Origin of the sequence: Seongchinamella unica (assembly GCF_004354085.1) — a bacterium.
Taxonomy (GTDB): domain Bacteria; phylum Pseudomonadota; class Gammaproteobacteria; order Pseudomonadales; family Halieaceae; genus Halioglobus; species Halioglobus unicus.
Window position 1 is genome coordinate 494,556 of the sequence record NZ_SMSE01000001.1, and the last position, 18,503, is coordinate 513,058.

Here is an 18,503-nt window from a genome sequence, read left to right on the forward strand (position 1 = left end):
GCTAGCTCTCCTCGCCCGGTCCGACCGGGACCAGCGCTTTCAGTACACGCTCCATTCGAGCCCCTCGTGAACCTTTGATCAGCACCGTGTCGCCGGTGCCGAAGGCGGCGGGTGCTGCCTGCGCGGCCTGCTCACAGTCCGCAAACCAGCGACCGTGCTCCCCAAAAGCTGTTACCGCCTCTTGCAACTCCTCGCCCACGCCCCAGAACTGCTGCACACCAATGGCTTTCGCATACTGGCCAAGTTCACGGTGCATCTGCGCACTGTCGTCACCCAGTTCGCGCATTGCCCCCATCACCAGGGTGGTGCGACCCTCACTGGCGACCAGCGTATCCATGGCGGCCCGGGCCGAACCGGGATTGGCGTTGTAACAGTCATCGATCACCAGCGCCCCGTTAATCGCTCGCAAGCTGGAGAGACGCCCCGCCACGGGGGTCACTGATTCCAGCCCTGCCTTGATCTCCCGCAGCTCGAGCCCGCAGGCCAGGCCCACGGCAATCGCCGCCAGGGCATTGGCCACATTGTGCTCGCCCGGTAACTGCAGCTGCAGCTCAATCGTTCCGGCCGGCGTGCTGGCGCTGAAGCGGGTACCGGCAACGCCTCTGGAGGAGATCCCGGTTGCGGCAATTGCCGCCCGGTCTGCTCCCCGCAGGGAGAAATCCAGCACTGTCGCCGCTCCCGCTCGCTCCCGCCACTGGTCCGCCCAGGGCTGGTCGGCATTGATAACAGCGGTATCCCCCGCTGCCAGCGCATCAAAAATCTCGCCCTTGGTCTGGACCACCCCCGCCAGGCTGCCAAAGCCCTCGAGGTGGGCAGGCATGGCGTTGAGCAACACAGAAACCGTCGGTCGACCGAGCTCACAGAGCCAGGCAATATCCCCGGGGTTGGCTGCGCCCATTTCCACCACCGCAAACTCATGCTCGGGGGACAGCCGCAAGAGTGTCAGCGGAACGCCAATTTCATTATTGAAGTTACCCTCGGTGGCCAGGGTGGTGCCGCGGCGGGACAGCACACCGTTTATCAGGTTCTTGGCGGTGGTCTTGCCCGAGGAACCGGTAATCGCCACCAGCGGACCCTGATAGAGGTCGCGGTTAAAAGCCCCGAGCTTACCCAGGGCCCGCTGGGTGTCTGCGACCAGCAACTGCGGCAAGCCGGAATCAGCCTCCCTGCTGACCAGGGCAGCGACCGCGCCCTTCTCGCCGACCTCGGCGATGTAGTCGTTGCCATCAAAGTGCTCGCCCTCCAAGGCCACAAACAGCCCGCCGTCGACCACCTTGCGACTGTCGGTAAATACCTGGCTGAATGTGGCATCGCCATCCACCATTTTCCCTTGGAGCGGCTGCTGCAATTCAGAGAGGCTGATAGCGCGCATCATTGGCCGGCCCTCCCGGCCAGTGCGGCCAGCGCGTGCTCTTCATCACTGAAATGCAGGTAATCCCCTTCCACGATCTGGTAGTCCTCGTGGCCCTTGCCGGCGACAACAACGCAGTCACCGGCGGAGGCATTCGCAATCGCCCCGGCGATAGCGGCTGCCCGGTCAACTTCCAGCGAGTAGTCACCGCTGCAGCCGGTTGCGATGTCCGCCAGTATTACCGTCGGGTCCTCGCCGCGCGGGTTATCGCTGGTCACCCAGACCTTGTCGGCCAGCGAGCAGGCGACGCGTCCCATGACCTGGCGTTTTTCCCGGTCCCGGTCACCGCCGCAGCCAAACACAACCACCAGGTTTCCCTTCACATGAGGTTTGAGGGCCGCCAGCACCTGCTCCAGCGCGTCCGGCGTGTGGGCGTAATCGATAATCACCTGCAGCCCCGAATCGTTGGGCAGGGACTGCATCCGGCCAGGCACCGGTCGCAACCGGGAAACCGCGGCAAGCACCTCGGCCAGGGGCTCACCGGCTAACACGGCAGCGCCGATCGCTGCCGCCAGATTGGCCAGGTTGAAATCACCCGCCAGGGGACTGAGGAAATCGCCACTGCCCCAGGGGGTGCGCAAGCGGCCACTGACCTGGCCGGCGGTGAAGTCTGCCCGCTCGACGAAGATATCTGCTGCCGGATTGGCAATGGAATAGCTGTAGGTACTCACCGAAGGCTCGACCAGCGCCTGGATTCGGGCGCTGAACTCGTCGTCGAGATTGATCAGCGCGTGTTTCAGGCCCGGAGTGGCGAACAGCGCCAGCTTCGCCCGGCCATAGGCATCCATGCTGCCGTGGTAGTCCAGATGGTCATGGGAGAGATTGGTAAACACCGCAGTTTCGAACTCGATACCGTTTGCCCGCCCCTGAACCAGCGCGTGGGATGACACCTCCATGCTCACCGCGAAGACCCCCTGGTCGCGCCAGCTGGCGAGCTGCTGCTGCAGGGATACCGCATCAGGGGTTGTATTACCGCCCTGGGCGACATCTTCATCGAGACTGGCACCCAGAGTGCCGATGACCCCGCAGGACCGGCCGAGCAGTCGCAACAACTGGGCCACGAGACGACTGGTCGTGGTTTTGCCGTTGGTCCCGGTGACCCCAACCATGTGCAGCCCCGCGGCGGGATGGTCATAAAACCGGGCGGCGATGAAGCCCGACTCCTGCTGCAGGTCCGGTACTTCCACCAGCGGCACCGGCAGGGTCTCGACAAAACCGGCGACAGGCGGTTCGGCGGCGATGGCAGCGGCACCGCTGGCCACCGCCTGCTCGATAAACTGGCGGCCATCGTGGACCTCGCCGGGTATGGCGAGGAACAGATCCCCCGTGCCGACCCGGCGGCTGTCCAGTGCAATGCCGCTGACCAGCGTCTGGGCCCCGGAGCATCCCGGCATGTCAAGCACCTGTGACAGCGGATGTGCGGGCATCAGGCGGCACCCCCGGTCAGGCCTGCGCTGGCCGCAACTTCTTCGGGGAACTCGGAAGGTGTTGCTCCCAGCAGGCGCAGAGCGCCCCGGGTGACCGTGGAAAAGACCGGCGCCGCTACCGCGCCGCCGCCATAGTCTTCCCCCTTGGGATCATTGATAACCACGACAGTGACCACCCGGGGATTGTTCACCGGCGCCAGTCCCGCAAACAGGGCCACATGAGAGTCCTCGATATAGCCGCCGGGACCCACCTTGCGCACGGTGCCGGTTTTGCCGGCAACGTTAAATCCATCTACCCGGGCTTTGCGGGCCGTACCGTGCTCACCGGTAACCGCGTGCAGAACGTCGAGTACCTGTGATGCCACTGATTCAGAAATGACCCGCTGCGGCTCTGGCACATTGCCATCCAGGGCGAGCAGGGACACCGGTCGCTGCAATCCCCCCGTGGCAAACGCGGTATAGGCACGGGCCAGTTGCAAGGGCGTCGTGGTGATGCCGTAGCCGAACGCCAGCGAGATTTTCTCCGTTGAATACCAGCGCGGCCGATTGGGCAGCAGGCCACTGCTTTCGCCCGGGAAGCCGGTACCCATGGGTTCGCCGATACCAAAGCGCTGGAACACTTCACGGATAGGCTCGTGCCCCAGGTCAACCGCCAGCTTGGTGACCCCAACCTGACTGGATTTCTCGATGGCGCGTGACAGCGTGACTTCACCGTAGTTGCGCGGATCCTTGTAGGTCTTGGGACCGACCCGGATCCAGCCCGGGGCGGTATCGATAAGTGTGCTGGTGGTGTAACGGCCGCTTTCCAGTGCCGCCACCAGGGTCATGGATTTCATGGTCGAGCCGGGCTCATAGGTATCGGTAATCGCCCGGTTGCGCATGCTGGCCGCTTTCATGTTCTTGCGACTGTTGGGGTTGTACACCGGGTAATTAACCATCGCCAGGACCTCGCCGGTGCGGGCGTCCAGAGTCACCACGCTGCCGGATTCTGCCTGTGCTGCTGTTACCGCCTTGCGCAATTCCCGGTGCTGCAGGTGCTGCAGGCGAAGATCGATACTCAGGCGCAGGTCCCTGCCCGGAGCGGCTGGCTGGACCACACCGATATCCCGGACCATATTGCCACGCAGGTCCTTGATGTATTTTTTCTTGCCGGGCCTGCCCTGCAACCAGTCATCGTAAGCCAGCTCGATCCCGGCGATGCCTTCATCGTCGACATTGGTAAAGCCGACCAGCTGCGCCGCCACTTCACCGGCAGGATAAAAACGCCGGTATTCCCTTTCCCCGTAGACACCGGGAAAGCGACGGGCAAGGATCTCCCGGGCCTCGTGTGGCACCCGGTGGCGCTGCAGGTACATGAAGCGCTTGCCGTCGTAGCGCTCCAGCTTCCGCTGCAGCTCGGCGAGCGGCATACCCAGGCTTTCGGCCAGCTCGGGAAGACGCTCGGAACCGGCGAGACGCTGCGGGTCGGCCCAGATGGACACCACCGGAGTGCTCACCGCCAGGGGTTCACCACGGCGGTCGGTGATGACGCCGCGATAAGCCGGTATCTCCGCGGTCCGCAATGAGCGGGCCTCGCCCTGGTTCTGCAGAAACGCATAGCCGCGCTCGGTATCCAGAATCTGCAACGACAGCACCCGGCCCACCAGTAACGAGAGCATACTCAGCAGCAGCCCTATAACGAGATAAAGGCGCCACAGGGCTGCCTTCCTGGGAGACTGCTTTCTGGCGACCGACCTCATCGCCTCACCACCTTGTAGCTGGCTAGGTCAGGCTCCGCCATACCCAGCTCCCCCCGGGCGACTTTCTCCACCCGGTGATGCGAGGCCCAGGTGCTTTCTTCCAGCAGCAAGCGACCGTAGTCTTCCTGCAGGTGCCATTGCCGGGACTCAAGAATCTGCAACCGGGTGTACAGCTCGCGACAGCTGTGGGTCGAGTGAATAACAGCAAACGCCGAAGCCAGCACCAGCGTCAGCACAGCGACATTCAGCCACAGCAGCGATTGCCCCCGATGCCCGGAGCGACGACCCACTGCCGCAGTGACCATGGTGGTGCCGGCCATCCGCGCGCTCATGCTATTTTCTCCGCAACCCGCATCACCGCGCTACGGGCCCGCACGTTATCGCCGACTTCCACATCCGAGGCCTTGACCGCCTTGCCCACCAGCTTCATTCGCCGGTTAAGGGCTGCGTCGGTGACCGGCACCCCGGCGGGCAGCTGTTCACCGCGGGCCCTATCGCGCATGTAACGCTTGACCATGCGATCTTCCAGGGAGTGAAAACTGATCACCACCAGCCGCCCTCCGACCTTGAGCATGTCCAGCGCCGAGGCCAGCAGGTCGGCGAGATCGTCAAGCTCGCGATTCACCTTGATGCGGATGGCCTGAAAGGCCCGTGTGGCCGGGTGTTTGTGCTTTTCCCAACGCGGATTGGCTTCGCTGACCACCCTGGCCAATTGGCCGGTGGTGGTCAGCGGCGCTTCATCCCGCGCCTTCACGATGGCAGCGGCTATGCGCTTGGCGAAGCGCTCTTCACCGTATTCCTTCAATACCTCGGCGATATCCTCTACCGGCGCATAGGCCAACCACTGGGCCGCCGTTTCACCGCGTGAGGTGTCCATCCGCATATCCAGCGGGCCATCCTGCATAAAACTGAAACCGCGGTCTGCCTCGTCCAGTTGCGGGCTGCTCACCCCCAGGTCCAGCAGAATTCCGTCCAGGGCCACAATCCCCTCGGCTTCCAGCCTGGCGGGAAGATCGGCGAAGGAGCCGTGGTAGAAACTGAACCGTGAGTCTTCCTGGCAGAGCCGGGCAGCGTATTCGCAGGCGACCGGGTCCTTGTCCACCCCCAGCAGTCGCCCGTCGGCATCCAGTTGCTCCAGGACAAAACGGCTGTGCCCACCGCGGCCGAACGTGCCGTCCACGTAGGTACCACTGGGCGACGTTACCAGAGCTTCGACTGCCTCTCGTAATAATACTGTCTGGTGCATGTTGGTCACCTACAGTTTGAGGGAGAGAAGTTCGTCGGGCAGTGCCGCATCGGGCCCGGAGTCCGCCAGCGCCTGCTCCTGCTCGGCCAACCAGAGGGCCTCTGACCAGATTTCCAACTTGTTGCCCTGCCCCACCAGGACCAGTTTCTTATCCAGTTGCGCATATTCACGCTGGGACTGGGGCAACAACAGGCGGCCGTTGCTGTCCAGTTCAATATCGGTGGCATAGCCCAGCACCAGGCGCTGGAAACGCTTCACCGCAGGATTGAGGGCAGGAAGCCCCTGGATGTCCTGCTCGATTCGCTCCCACTCGGGCAGCGGATAGACCACCAGGCATTTGGACTGGGTGTCGATGGTAATGACAATTCGACCGTCGCACCGGGACAGCAACGGCTCGCGCTGGCGCGCTGGCATCGCCAGTCGCCCCTTCGCGTCCATATTGATGTGCTGTACTCCACGAAACACGCCAGATTTCCCCACTCACCTGTCTTCTATATCCACAAAAAGACAGATTTACCCACTTATATCCACTTTTCGACACTATAGGCTCGCCCGCCTCCCCCCGTCAACCACAGGGAGAGCTAAAAAACACTGTAAATTCAGGCCTTTACGGCACTTTTCGAGGTCATTTGGAAGAGTTTTGGAAACTAAAAAATCCACCAAAACAGCCCCATAAGAGAGACTCCTGAGGATTTACTTTAAGTTACAGGCTGATTTTTTATTTTTGTTCCTGCTTTTTAGTTCGAAATCGAATAAGGGTAATCCGCTCCCGCCCGCGGGACCACCGCCGACCTCCCCGTGGCTGGCAAGCGCCAGCACCGCGGCAGTGACAGAACAGGCACAAAAAAGCCCCGCAACGCGCTAACGCTGCGGGGCCGTGTTCAGTGAGCCGGTCGATAAGCCGGGTTCTGTCGTGGGCGACCATTCATCTGCGACAACCGTCGCCGGTTGCCTGAAGCGACCTACCCGAATCCACCGCGGGCCACGGCTGAAGGATTCCTATTTGGTCTTGCTCCGGGTGGGGTTTACCATCGCCGCGCCTGTTACCAGCCGCGCGGTGCGCTCTTACCGCACCATTTCACCCTTACCTGCCGAGGCAGGCGGTATACTTTCTGTTGCACTTTCCGTGGGCTTTCGCCCCCCAGGCGTTACCTGGCACCCTGCCCTGTGGAGCCCGGACTTTCCTCCCTCCACCAGGTGGAGAGCGATCGCCTGACCGACTCGGCGGCAAGCCTAACAGCACCCGCGGGCAGTCTCAATGCTCTTTTACCGACAGCAGGTAGTTGTATAAATCCTTTTTCCGCAATCCGCTGTGCTCCGCCACCAGCGCGGCAGCCTTTTTTGCCGGCAATTCCCGCGCCAGGGCGCGCAACAGCCTGGCCGTAGCCGCATCCAGGGTCGTGTCACTGGCTACCTGCCCGGCGACTATCAATACGATCTCGCCTTTCTGCTGATTGGCGTCACTACTGACGAAGTCCACCAGCCCTGCCAGGGAAGCCCGCCGCACTGTTTCAAACGTCTTGGTGATTTCCCGTGCCAGCACCGCCTCCCGTTCGCCACCAAACACCCGCAGCATTGCCTGCAAGGTGTCGGCAATACGGTGAGGTGCCTCGTAAAACACCAGCGTTGCCGCCTCATCAGCCAGTGCCCTGAGGCTGTTCTCCCGGGTGCCGGGCTTCGCCGGCAGAAAACCCTCAAAGCGGAAGCTGTCGGTAGGCAGGCCGCAGACGCTCAAGGCCGCGATCACCGCGCTGGGCCCTGGTACGGGTCGCACCATATACCCCCTGGCCTGCATGTCCCGCACCAGCCGGTAGCCGGGGTCAGAAATCAGTGGTGTCCCCGCATCGGAGATCAGGGCCACGCTGCCCCCGGCGGCCAGCAACTCGCAGATGCGGTCCTGGCTGCGCCCATCGCTGTGGTCGTGATAGGGGATCAACCGGTTGTCGATGGCGTAATGTTGCAGCAATCGCTGGCTGTGACGGGTATCTTCCGCGGCGATCAGGTCCACTCCCCTGAGCACTTCAATGGCCCGGCTGGAGATATCCCCGAGGTTGCCGATTGGCGTGGCCACAATATAGAGCCCTGACTCCACGTTTTCCCCTTATACTATGCATGCCGTCCGCCGGACGGATCCCCTATTGGCGAGCGAATCAGCATAGCATGAGCGACAGACAAACCCATTTTTTCCAGCTGCTGGCACTGCTGCTGGCGGCATTGTTACTTCAGGCTTGTGGCACCGCACCCACTGACAAGACGCCCGGCAAGGCCCCCGCCAACGAGCCGCAAGCGCTAACAGAGCCGGAGATCACCAATCTCACCCTGCCTGCCTCCCGCTACGCGGCCCAGTTCTCCGCCGCCGGCGAAGCGCTGGTGCAACTGGACTGGATGAGCGCCTCCACGGCCCTGGCGAGCCTGGCAGAGGAGCCGCTGGACGCGGACGATGTCGCCTACCGGCAGTACCTGTTGGCCCGCGTCGACTACCTGCGGGGTGCCCCCCAGGCTGCCTCTGCCCGCCTGGCAGAGCTGGACAGGCCGGGCCTGCACCCCGCGATCGCCTACCGTGTTCTCAACTTCCAGCGGCATCTGCTGGGCCTGCGCCGCGCCTACCTGGAGAGCGCGCATCTCGGCATGCGGATTATGACCATTGCGCCGACAGCAGATCAGCCGGCACTCAAACGCAGTATCTGGCGTGACCTGGCGCGATGCAGCGCAGGGGATATCAATGCGGCCCGCAAGCAGGCCACCGACCAGACCTGGCTGGGCTGGCTGGATCTTGCCAGGATTGCCGGTGAGCCGCGCGACCTGCTGGCGATGGAACTGCCCCAATGGCAGGCCGCCCATCCCGGGCATCCCGCCAATGCCCCCCTGCCAGGAGGACTGGAGTACCTGATCGATCCAGCGCCCGCCCCTGCCCAGGTGGCGCTGGTGCTGCCGCTGAGCGGGCGCCTGGCGCCAGCGGGAAAAGCGATACGCGACGGCTACCTGGCCAGCTACTTCGAGGCCAGGAAATCCGGCGACGCGCCCGCCGAAATTGAAGTGATCGATTCCGATCTTTACGGCAGCGCCACTGAGGCCTATTACGAGGCCGTCCGGCAGGGCGCCCAAATGGTGATCGGCCCGCTGAGCAAAAATTCCGTGACCGAACTGGCCGGACAGGCCAACCGACCGGTACCCACGATTGCCCTTAACCGCATCGATACGGTAACGACTCCGGGCGGTGCGGCGCTGGTACAAATGGCCCTGGCGCCGGAAGACGAGGCGCAACAACTCGCCCGACTGGCTTTTGGTGACGGCGCCCGCAGGGCCCTGATTCTCAGGCCGGCAGGCAGCTGGGGCGAGAAAATGGAAATCAGCCTGGCTCGCCAGTGGCGTGAACTGGGCGGCAGTATTGCCACAAGCATTTCCTATACCGGCCAGGACGACTACTCCGCCGGGGTTAAAAGTGGCCTGGGCATCGAGGCCAGCGAACAACGCAGACGCCAGGTCAGGGATATGCTGGCGACCAATGTTGAATTTACCCCCCGTCGCCGGGCTGACCTGGATGCCATTTTCATGCTCAGTCGCACCCCTGACGAGGCCCGCGCCATTAAACCCCTGCTGGCATTTCACTATGCCGGCGCACTGCCGGTGTATGCCAGTTCCAGCGTGTACGGTGCCCGCCCCGACGCGCGCGACAAGGACCTGGACGCGACGATCATCGTCGACCTGCCCTGGTTGTTGGGTTCCAATCCACCGCTGCGCGCATTGCTGAGCGAAGCCAACAGCGATCACTACACCAGGCTCAATGCGCTGGGAGCAGACGCTTACCTGCTACAGTCGCGGCTGGGCCAGTTGCGGGCCGGGCCGGACGCGCTCATTTCAGGCGACACCGGACTACTCAGCCTGAACCCGCAACTGCAGATGGAAAGGGAGCTTCCAGCGGCCATTTTTGATGGCGACCAACTGCGTCCACTGTAGGTAGACTTTGCTCTCCGACAGCAGACGGAGAGATTTCGGTGATTGGCAAAGGCTCCCACTACGAGGCGCGCGCGGCCCGCTTTCTGCAGGATCAGGGGCTAAGGATTCTGCAAACCAATTACCGCTGTCGCTGCGGCGAGATAGACCTCGTCGCCAGGCACCACCAATACCTGGTGTTTGTCGAAGTGAGGTCCCGGGGAAACCCGAGATTCTCCAGCGCGGCGGCCTCGGTAGACCTGCGCAAGCAGCGAAAGCTGCTGCGCACAGCCCAGTTCTTTCTGCAGCAACACCCAAAACTGGCGCAACTGCCCTGCCGATTTGACGTCATTGCCTTCGAACCGCCACAATCCCGGGCACAGGACACCCCGCGCTGGATTCCGGGGGCATTCACCAACTGAAACAGGGGACCGTGTGGATCACTACCAGATTATCGCCAGCCGCTTCCAGCAGACCATGGAAACGGTCGCAATGTCGGTAGACCATCTGGCCGACCCCATTGCCCGCGGCAGCGAAATGATCACCCAGGTCCTGCTCAACGACGGCAAGATCTTCTGTTGCGGCCGCGGCGTTGACGCGGCGATGGCGCAATTGGTCTGCAGCCTGCTGCTGGAAAACCCCGAGCGGGAACGACCGGCCCTGCCTGCGTTTAATCTCGCTGCGGGAGCCGAGGTACAGGATGAATCCGCCGGTGACGCCTACGCCCGGCAGGTTCGGGCACTGGCCCGGGACAGTGATCTGCTGCTGGTGATTGACAGTGGAAGCGGGGAACCGGCCTGCCTCGGCGCACTGCACGCCGCGCGGGAAACGGGCATGCCCGTCATCGTCATGGGCAACGCTCACAACGAGGCGATTGCCGCCGCCCTGAACGCTGGCGATGTTCACATTGCGGTCCAGGCCCGACAGCGCACGCGCTGTGTGGAACTGCACACCATGGTGGCGTTAAGTCTCTGCCAGTTGATAGAAACAAACCTTTTTGGCAATTTCGACCAGGAATAACAAGACATGATGCAACGACTGTTTCTCACCCTCTTCTACCTGAGCCTGCTGGCTCTCGGCGGCTGCGGCAGCCTGCTGGCAACCATGGAAGTCGACCCTATCGAAGAGGACGAGGGCGAACGCACCCTGGGTCGGATGATCGAGGATGAAAATATCGAGACCAAGGCCATGGTTAACGTGCGCGGCTCCAACGACGCTTTCGACAGCGCACACCTGGTTATCGTCAGTTACAACGGCTACGTGCTGATTGCCGGCCAGGTGCCAACCCAGGCGCTGAAAGACCAGGCGACCCGGGTGGTAAAAGAGGTGCGTGGCGTGCGGCGCATCTACAACGAACTTGAAGTCGCAGCCCCCAGTTCAGGCATGACCCGGACCTCAGATGCCTGGATCACCAGCAAGGTAAAGTCCTTTTTGCTCGCCAGCCCCGACATCCAGGGCAACCGGGTGAAAGTGGTCACGGAAAACGGCGTCGTCTACCTGATGGGCCTGGCCAGCCGTGAGGAAGCAGAGCGCATCGCGGCGGAAGCCGCGGATACCTCCGGGGTACAACGGGTGGTAAAACTGTTCGAGTTGCTGGACTGACCCGCAGAGCCCGGTTCAGTCCCCGCCAGCCTCGATAATCTCACGCACTGGCGCATAACTGCGCCGATGCACCGGAGTCACGCCGAGGGTCTTCAGGGCGTTTAGGTGTGCGGCCGTAGGATAACCCTTGTGTGCGGCAAAGCCGTAGCCGGGGTAAGCCTTTTCCAGCGCAATCAGTTCGCCGTCGCGCTGGACCTTGGCCAGAATCGACGCTGCGGCAATGGCAGGTACCCGATCATCGCCTTTTATCACCGGTTCCGACGGATAGGACCAACGTGGCAAGCGGTTGCCATCCACCAGCACATAGCCCGGTTGCGGCGTCAATGCCGCTACCGCCCGTTTCATCGCCAGTAGCGATGCCTGCAGAATATTGAGCTCATCAATTTCCGCCACCGAGGCTCTTGCCACTGCCCAGGCGGTCGCACGTTCACGAATCACACTGGCCAGTGCCTCTCGCCGTGACTCACTCAGTTTCTTGGAATCCCGCAACCCCGCTATCGGCCTCGCCGGATCAAGAATCACCGCCGCAGCCACAACATCCCCGGCGAGGGGGCCTCGACCGACCTCGTCGACACCGGCAATATCGGGCCCCTCATAATCCACCTGAAACAGGTCATCCATGGGAGACTCCGTCGCCGCTGGCCAGCCGCTGCAGTGCCAGCGCACTCTTCCCGGCATAACCCTGCTTCAATTGCTGGTGGATCTGGTCGAAGGCCTGCAGTTGCTCCCCCGATGCATCGCCGGACAACAGCGGCGCCACCGCAGCGGCGGTCGCTTGCGGTGTCGCCGCGTCCTGCAGCAGTTCAGGCACCAGCGAGCGTCCCGCCAGCACGTTGGGCAAGGCCGCGAAACTGATTTTTACCAGCCGGGTGACCAGCCACCAGGAGAATGCAGCCATCCGGTAGGTAACCACCATCGGGCGCTTCACCAGGGCAGCTTCCAGGGTGGCCGTACCCGAGGCCAGTAACACGGTATCAGCGGCCGCCATCACCTCTCGAGACCTGCCTGAGATCAAGGTAATCGGCAGGTCGGCCTGTTCGGCGAGGAGCGCGCGCAGTTCCTGCTCCCGCGCTGCGTTGGCCGCAGGCAGGGCGAACCTCAGCTGCGGGTTCTGCTGCCACAGAAGCCTGGCTGCTCCCAGCATAACAGGAGCCAGCCTGCGCACCTCCCCGCCACGGCTCCCCGGCAACAGGGCCAGCAGTTTGCCGTGTACCGGAAGCTGCAGCGCCTGGCGCGCGGACACTTTATCCACGCGCGACGGCAGTTCATCGGCCAGTGGATGGCCGACAAACTCTGCCGGGACACCATTGTCCCGGTAGATCTGCAGTTCAAAAGGAAACAGGCAGAGCATCAGGTCGACGGACTTTTTTATTTTTTTGATGCGCCCCTGACGCCAGGCCCAGACCGATGGACTGACCAGGTGTGCCGTTTTGATACCACACTCCCGCAGCTTGCGCTCCAGCCGCAGATTGAAATCCGGCGAATCAATGCCCAGGAAAAGATCAGGCGGGTTATCGCGAAAATGCTCGAAGACAGTTCGCCGAATTCGCAACAGTTCGGGAAGACGTTTCAGGGGCTCGACGAATCCCATGACCGACAGTCGCTCCATGGGAAACATGCTGCGAAGGCCCTGGGCCTCCATCAGTGGGCCGCCTATACCCTCGATAATGACCCGGTCGTAATGCCGCGAGAGCGCCTCCAGTACCCGGGCTCCCAGAATGTCACCCGATGCCTCGCCCGCCAGTACCCCGATACGCAACGTGCCGCCAGTTTCAGCGAACAATGCCTCGCTCCGAGGCGCGAACAGAGTCGATCAGAACCTGCACTTCCGGCGTTTCCCGCAGCATGGTTTCCAGCCGCTGCAGGGCGAGCTCCAGGGTGAGTCCCTGTCGATAGAGAATCTTGAATGCGCGTCGCAGCTGGCCGATAGCATCAGCGGAAAATCCGCGACGTCGCAGCCCTTCCACATTGATGGTCTTGGCTTCTGCCGGTGAACCGCTCACGGTGACATAAGCCGGCACATCCTTACCGATAGCAGTGCCCATGCCACTGAAACTGTGGGCGCCGATCTTGCAGAACTGGTGAACGAGGGTATAGCCGCTGAGAATCGCCCAGTCGCCTACATGCACATGTCCTGCCAGAGCCGTATTGTTCACCAGGATAGTGTTGTTACCCAGGACAGAGTCGTGGCCGATATGCACATAGGCCATGATCAGATTGTCATTGCCGATGGTGGTCTCCGACCGATCCTGCACGGTACCCCGGTGAATGGTTACATTCTCGCGAATAATATTGTTATCGCCGATGACGAGCCGGGTTGGTTCGTTGCGGTATTTGAGGTCCGGCGTGGCCTCGCCAATGCTGGAAAACTGGTAGATGTGATTGCCTGCGCCGATGATGGTCGGCCCGCGTATCACCACGTGGGGCTCGATAACGGTACCGGGTCCAATCTCCACATCGGCGCCAATCAAACTCCAGGGACCGACAGAGACATCATCTGCCAGACGTGCCCCGGGGTCGACGATGGCCGCCTCGTGGATCATCTATCTGCACAGAGAATAGAGGCAGACGCAGCCAGTTCTCCGTCCACGTCGGAACTGACATTGAATTTCCAGATGCCGCGCCGATCCGAGACGATGGACGCTCTCAGCATCACCCGGTCGCCCGGGACGCAGGGGCGTTTGAAACGCAGGTTATCGGCACCGACAAAATAATACATGGAGCCATCCGCCGGGGTCTTGCCCAAGCTCTTGAAGCCGAGGATGCCTGCCGCCTGAGCCATGGCCTCCAGCAGAAGCACACCGGGAAAGACGGGTTTTTGCGGAAAATGGCCGTCAAAAAACGGTTCGTTGATACTCAGGTTCTTGTAGGCGACGATGGACTCTCCAAGGTTGAGCTCCACCACCCGATCGACCAGTAAAAAAGGGTATCGGTGAGGCAGGTACTCGCGAATTTCATCAATGTCCATCATGGGCGGATATCCTTGTTCTAGGGTTCGCCGCCTTTCTCCAGGGCGACGAGCCGCTTGTGAATGCTCTCCAGCTGGGAGAATCGGACCGCGTTCCTGCGCCAGTCCCTGTTTGTTGCCATAGGCACGCCAGAGGAATACACGCCAGGCTCTTTAATTGAACGGGTTACCATGGTCATGCCCGTGACGTGCACGCCATCGCAGATTTCAATATGGCCCACAAAGCCCACCCCCCCCGCGATGGTGCAATTAGCGCCTATAATCGTGCTTCCGGCTATACCGGTGCAACCGGCGATCGCGGTATTTTTTCCGATGCGAGAATTGTGACCGACATGCACCTGGTTATCGATGATAACGCCGTCCTCGACGACAGTATGCTCCAGCGCTCCTCGATCGATGGTGGTACAGGCGCCGATTTCCACATGGCAGCCGATACGGACACCGCCCAGCTGGTGGATTTTCACCCAACCGTTCTCCGACGGGGCAAAACCAAAGCCATCTGCGCCCAACACCGCCTGGCTGTGAACGACACAGCCCTCACCCAGCTGCACATCGTGATAAATAACCACGCCCGGATTTATCCGTGAGTTGGCGCCCACCCGGCTGTTTTCACCAACATAGCTGTTGGCGCCGATGCTGACGCCTTCGCCGATCACAGCGCCCGCCTCAATGACTGCGCTGGCCGCAACTGATGCAGTTGCGGCAACCTGTGCCAGCCCTGACACACAGGCTGTCGGATGGATGCCGGCGCTACCGGCAGGGGAGCGATCGAAGACCGCGGTCATTCGGGCAAATGCCAGGTAGGGATCTGCAGTGGCAAGGGTCGCGACCGGACACTGCTCGACCAGGTCGGGATGGATGATTACCGCTGCTGCCCGGGTCGTCGCGAGTTGGTCGGCATACTTGTTGTTGGCCAGAAAACTGACCTGCTCAGGCCCCGCCCCGGCCAGGGTCGCCAGCCCCGATACGGGGTGCTGGGCATCTCCTGCCAGTTGCAGGTCGAAGCGCTGCGCCAACTCCCCGAGGGTGAACACGCCAGGTTTACTCCGCAGGCAGTTGGTTCAGCTTGTCGGTGACCTTGGCGGTAATGCTGTAGCCAGCATCTGCATGAATCACGGAAGCGCGTTGCAGCAACAGGCCAATCCCCTCGGTGGCGATTAATTCGCGCAACACTTCCTGTACCCTGGGTGACATTTCCTGCAGCAACATCTGCCCGGCGCCCTGTTCGGCCTGCTGCAACTTGCCGGTAACGTGCTCGAGGTCTGACTGCTTGCTGGCCAGCTTCTGGCGAGCGGCAACCTGCTGCTCCTGGCTCATCACGGCTGCGTCTTTCTGGAATTTCTGCACCAGGTCGTCGAACTCCTTCTTGAGTTTGTCGAACTCGGCCTTGTCGGCCTTGTAGTCCTCCTGGTTGCGGACCTCGTTCAGGCGCTTTTGCGCGAGATCCGTCTGCAAAATGGCCTCCTGCAGGTTCACCACAGCGATTTTCCCCTGCGCCATGGCGGCGGCCGGCAGGGTAAAGGCCAGTGCGACAATGCTAACTTTTAAAAATTTCAACACGTTTTTCTCCAGGTTTTCCAAGTAAAATCAGAATCCGCGGCCCAGGGTGAACTGGAAGGCTTCTTCCTCGTCCTCCGGACCCGCATTAAGAGGTTTGGCCAGGCTGAAAGTCATGGGGCCAAAGCCGGTGATCCAGGTCACGCCAACACCCACCGAATAGCGCAGTTCGTCCGCATCCACATCAAAGCAGTTGATCTGGCTGGAAGCGCATTTGGTATTAAACACGTTGCCCACGTCCACAAAAAAAGCAGAACGCAGCTTGCTGCGATCCTTGATGAATGGCAGGGGGAATAACAACTCCGCACTGCCTTCGATCAAGACGTTTCCGCCAAAGGGGTCGGGATCGTCACGCAGGGTTTCAACCAGCAACTTACCGTCCCGGGAAACGTAACCGAACTCGCGTCCGTTGGGCCCACCCACTTCGACGGCGTTACCGTCCTCATCAATGCCCGTTACCGGCTGGCGAGTGGTATAAAGCTCGGCCGCGGTGGATCGGGGACCCAGGGTATTGCTTTCGAAACCTCTCACGGAGCCAAAGCCACCGGCAAAGAAGTGCTCGTAGAAAGGCAGTTCGGTTGTGTCACCGTAGCCATCGCCATAGCCGAGCTCGCCGCGCAGGCGCAGGGTCCACGTCGCCGTGACCGGGAAATAGATTTCCCCGCGGTAATTCAGCTTGTAGAACTCCAGGTCGGAACCCGGCATTGCAACCTCCAGTGACACGGAGTTTGCCGTGCCCCGGGTTGCCATCCGCCCGCGGTTCAGGGTGGACTGGCTCCAACTGGAGGTAATGGTCCAGTTGAGGAAATTATCGCCATTTTCATCAAGAAAGCCCGGCTCCTCGGGGATTGTCAGTTGCTCAAAGGGCAGGTCTTCGATGGGGATAATGGATTCCACATCGGAGAAGCTGCCGTCATCCTGCTGCGTGCTTTCAAACCAGTCATCGACACCGTCCAGCAGCCGTGGGCTGGCCTTGATTTCCTGAACAGCGAAACGTCCCGCGGTGATCTCCGTGTCAGATAGACCGAAGCTGAAGCCCAGTCGCTGGGTTTCCTTGATCGGGTAGCCGAAGTTGAGAGCGCCGCCAAAGGTATCGGTGGTGTAACTTGCCACGTTCACCTCGGAAAGGTCGGTGGAACGGTAGAAAACGTTGAATCCGCGACTGACACCGTCTTCGGTGAAATAGGGGTTGGTGTAGCTGAAGTTATAAAGGTCCTGGTAGCGGGAGGAGTTCAGGTTAATGCCGACGCGCTTGCCGGTACCCATGAAGTTATCCTGTTGCAGGTTCAGGCCAAGAATCAGACCGGCGTCCTGGGCGTAACCGAAGCTGGCGCCGATGCTGCCAGAGGACTGTTCCTCCACTTCAAATTCAACATCGATAAGGTCGTCATGACCGGGAACCTGGGGCGTCTCCACGGTTGCGCGACTGAAGTAGCCCAGCCGCTCCAGCCGGACGCGGGACTGTTCAATGGCGGAAGCCGAGGCCGGGGCGCTCTCCATCTGCCGCATTTCACGACGCAGCACATCATCCGCGGTTTTCAGGTTGCCCTTGAAGGTGATCCGGCGGACATAGGTGCGCTTGCCTGGATCGACAAAGAACTTCATCGCGACCACGTTGCTGCCCTCTTCCACCTCGGGGATACCGGTCACCTTGGCGAAATTGTAGCCCTCATTGCCCAGGCGACGGGTCATGTATTCCTCGGTGGAAGTCACCAGCTGCTGGGAAAAGGTCTGGCCCTCGGCCACCAGCAGGAATCGACGCAGGTCCTCTTCCGGCAGCACCAGGTCACCGGACAGGTCGACAGAACCGACGGTGAACTTGTCACCCTCGGTCACATTGGCGGTGATATAGACTTCTTCCTTGTTGGGTGACACCGAAACCTGGGTAGAATCGATGCGGAACTGCAGGTAGCCACGGTCCATGTAGTAGGATGTGAGACTCTCCAGGTCGCCGGTAAGCTTTTCCTTGGAGTACTTGTCGTCGTTGGTAAAGAACGACAACCAGCCGGTCGTCCTCAGCTCAAAAATCTCCTCCAGCTCGTCGTCGCTGAAAACTTCGTTACCCACCACGTTAATGTGCTTGATGGCGGCAACCGTGCCCTCGTCAACGTCGATATTAATCGACACCCGGTTGCGGGGTTCGGGCAGCACCTCGGTCTCGATGGCGGCGTCGTAGCGGCCCTGTTGCACGTACTGGCGTTGTAATTCCATCTGCATGCCTTCCAGTGTGGAGCGCTGGAAAACCTGCCCCACCGCCAGACCGGCACCCTTGAGACCGTCCAGCAGGGCCTCTGTTTCAATGGCCTTGTTACCCTCGATATTGATTTCGCTGATACTGGGACGTTCTGCCACCACCACGACCAGGACGTTGCCGTCACGGCCAATACGAATGTCATCGAAGTTTCCGGTCGCAAACAGGCTGCGGGCGGAGGCGCGGATAGCGTATTCATCGACGGTGTCGCCCACGCCCACGGGCAGCGCCGCGAAAACGCTGCCGGCTGAAATACGTTGCAGCCCTTCCACCCGGATGTCGGAGATCTGGAATGTCTCTGCCCATGCCAGTGGCGCCAGCAAAATCAGCACCAGTGACAGGTAGTTGCTCAGTCGTCTAATCAAAATT

At 61.3% G+C, this 18,503-nt stretch carries 18 protein-coding genes and 1 other RNA gene; 4 read left to right on the forward strand and 15 right to left on the reverse strand.

What is annotated here, in order from left to right; all coding sequences use genetic code 11:
• Position 1: 1 nt before the first annotated feature.
• The 8 genes from E2F43_RS02255 to rsmI form a co-directional block, all read right to left on the reverse strand.
• Positions 2-1,375 (reverse strand): UDP-N-acetylmuramoyl-tripeptide--D-alanyl-D-alanine ligase, encoded by a 1,374-nt coding sequence (locus E2F43_RS02255; protein ID WP_238946705.1) that lies wholly within the window; start codon positions 1,373-1,375, stop codon positions 2-4.
• The gene (locus E2F43_RS02260; protein WP_133209245.1) at positions 1,372-2,838 is read right to left on the reverse strand and encodes a UDP-N-acetylmuramoyl-L-alanyl-D-glutamate--2,6-diaminopimelate ligase; all 1,467 of its coding nucleotides are present in this window, start codon (positions 2,836-2,838) and stop codon (positions 1,372-1,374) included. Before E2F43_RS02260 ends, E2F43_RS02255 begins: the two co-directional genes overlap by 4 nt.
• Positions 2,838-4,577 (reverse strand): peptidoglycan D,D-transpeptidase FtsI family protein, encoded by a 1,740-nt coding sequence (locus tag E2F43_RS02265; RefSeq protein ID WP_133209246.1) that lies wholly within the window; start codon positions 4,575-4,577, stop codon positions 2,838-2,840. Before E2F43_RS02265 ends, E2F43_RS02260 begins: the two co-directional genes overlap by 1 nt.
• Positions 4,574-4,909, reverse strand: coding sequence for a cell division protein FtsL (gene ftsL, locus E2F43_RS02270; protein ID WP_133209247.1), 336 nt, complete (start codon positions 4,907-4,909; stop codon positions 4,574-4,576). Before ftsL ends, E2F43_RS02265 begins: the two co-directional genes overlap by 4 nt.
• Positions 4,906-5,823, reverse strand: a complete 918-nt coding sequence (gene rsmH, locus E2F43_RS02275) for a 16S rRNA (cytosine(1402)-N(4))-methyltransferase RsmH (protein WP_133209248.1) — start codon at positions 5,821-5,823, stop codon at positions 4,906-4,908. The genes ftsL and rsmH overlap by 4 nt, the downstream gene beginning before the upstream one ends.
• Before the next feature lie 9 nt (positions 5,824-5,832).
• Complete coding sequence (gene mraZ, locus E2F43_RS02280; protein ID WP_133209249.1) at positions 5,833-6,288, reverse strand: division/cell wall cluster transcriptional repressor MraZ; 456 nt, start codon at positions 6,286-6,288, stop codon at positions 5,833-5,835.
• 416 nt (positions 6,289-6,704) lie between these two features.
• Positions 6,705-7,047: RNase P RNA component class A (gene rnpB, locus E2F43_RS02285), an RNA gene on the reverse strand.
• 31 nt (positions 7,048-7,078) lie between these two features.
• Positions 7,079-7,915, reverse strand: coding sequence for a 16S rRNA (cytidine(1402)-2'-O)-methyltransferase (gene rsmI / locus E2F43_RS02290; RefSeq protein WP_133209250.1), 837 nt, complete (start codon positions 7,913-7,915; stop codon positions 7,079-7,081).
• A 68-nt stretch (positions 7,916-7,983) separates the two neighbouring features.
• Here rsmI and E2F43_RS02295 point away from each other — a divergent pair, with 68 nt between their 5' ends.
• From E2F43_RS02295 to E2F43_RS02310, 4 genes are read left to right on the forward strand one after another with little or no spacing between them, the layout of a single operon-like run.
• Positions 7,984-9,780, forward strand: a complete 1,797-nt coding sequence (locus E2F43_RS02295) for a penicillin-binding protein activator (protein ID WP_165954158.1) — start codon at positions 7,984-7,986, stop codon at positions 9,778-9,780.
• A gap of 38 nt (positions 9,781-9,818) precedes the next feature.
• Positions 9,819-10,178 (forward strand): YraN family protein, encoded by a 360-nt coding sequence (locus E2F43_RS02300; RefSeq protein WP_238946706.1) that lies wholly within the window; start codon positions 9,819-9,821, stop codon positions 10,176-10,178.
• Positions 10,179-10,191: 13 nt separating this feature from the next.
• Positions 10,192-10,776 carry a D-sedoheptulose-7-phosphate isomerase gene (locus E2F43_RS02305; RefSeq protein ID WP_133209253.1) on the forward strand — a complete coding sequence of 195 codons (585 nt, stop codon included), beginning with the start codon at positions 10,192-10,194 and terminating at the stop codon, positions 10,774-10,776.
• A 6-nt stretch (positions 10,777-10,782) separates the two neighbouring features.
• Positions 10,783-11,358 (forward strand): BON domain-containing protein, encoded by a 576-nt coding sequence (locus E2F43_RS02310; RefSeq protein ID WP_133209254.1) that lies wholly within the window; start codon positions 10,783-10,785, stop codon positions 11,356-11,358.
• 15 nt (positions 11,359-11,373) lie between these two features.
• On the opposite strand, the gene rnhB is transcribed toward E2F43_RS02310, so the two are convergent.
• From rnhB to bamA, 7 genes are read right to left on the reverse strand one after another with little or no spacing between them, the layout of a single operon-like run.
• Positions 11,374-11,979, reverse strand: coding sequence for a ribonuclease HII (rnhB, locus tag E2F43_RS02315; RefSeq protein ID WP_133209255.1), 606 nt, complete (start codon positions 11,977-11,979; stop codon positions 11,374-11,376).
• Positions 11,972-13,141, reverse strand: coding sequence for a lipid-A-disaccharide synthase (gene lpxB / locus E2F43_RS02320; RefSeq protein WP_238946707.1), 1,170 nt, complete (start codon positions 13,139-13,141; stop codon positions 11,972-11,974). Before lpxB ends, rnhB begins: the two co-directional genes overlap by 8 nt.
• Positions 13,131-13,901 carry an acyl-ACP--UDP-N-acetylglucosamine O-acyltransferase gene (gene lpxA / locus E2F43_RS02325; protein WP_133209256.1) on the reverse strand — a complete coding sequence of 257 codons (771 nt, stop codon included), beginning with the start codon at positions 13,899-13,901 and terminating at the stop codon, positions 13,131-13,133. The genes lpxB and lpxA overlap by 11 nt, the downstream gene beginning before the upstream one ends.
• A complete protein-coding gene (fabZ, locus tag E2F43_RS02330) occupies positions 13,898-14,329 on the reverse strand; it encodes a 3-hydroxyacyl-ACP dehydratase FabZ (protein WP_133209257.1) in 432 nt (143 codons plus the stop codon). Before fabZ ends, lpxA begins: the two co-directional genes overlap by 4 nt.
• A gap of 17 nt (positions 14,330-14,346) precedes the next feature.
• A complete protein-coding gene (lpxD, locus tag E2F43_RS02335; protein WP_133209258.1) occupies positions 14,347-15,360 on the reverse strand; it encodes a UDP-3-O-(3-hydroxymyristoyl)glucosamine N-acyltransferase in 1,014 nt (337 codons plus the stop codon).
• 7 nt (positions 15,361-15,367) lie between these two features.
• Positions 15,368-15,886: an OmpH/Skp family outer membrane protein gene (locus E2F43_RS02340; RefSeq protein ID WP_238946708.1), complete on the reverse strand. Its 519-nt coding sequence runs from the start codon at positions 15,884-15,886 to the stop codon at positions 15,368-15,370.
• 27 nt (positions 15,887-15,913) lie between these two features.
• The gene (gene bamA / locus E2F43_RS02345) at positions 15,914-18,496 is read right to left on the reverse strand and encodes an outer membrane protein assembly factor BamA (RefSeq protein ID WP_420820763.1); all 2,583 of its coding nucleotides are present in this window, start codon (positions 18,494-18,496) and stop codon (positions 15,914-15,916) included.
• Between the last annotated feature and the right edge of the window lie 7 nt (positions 18,497-18,503).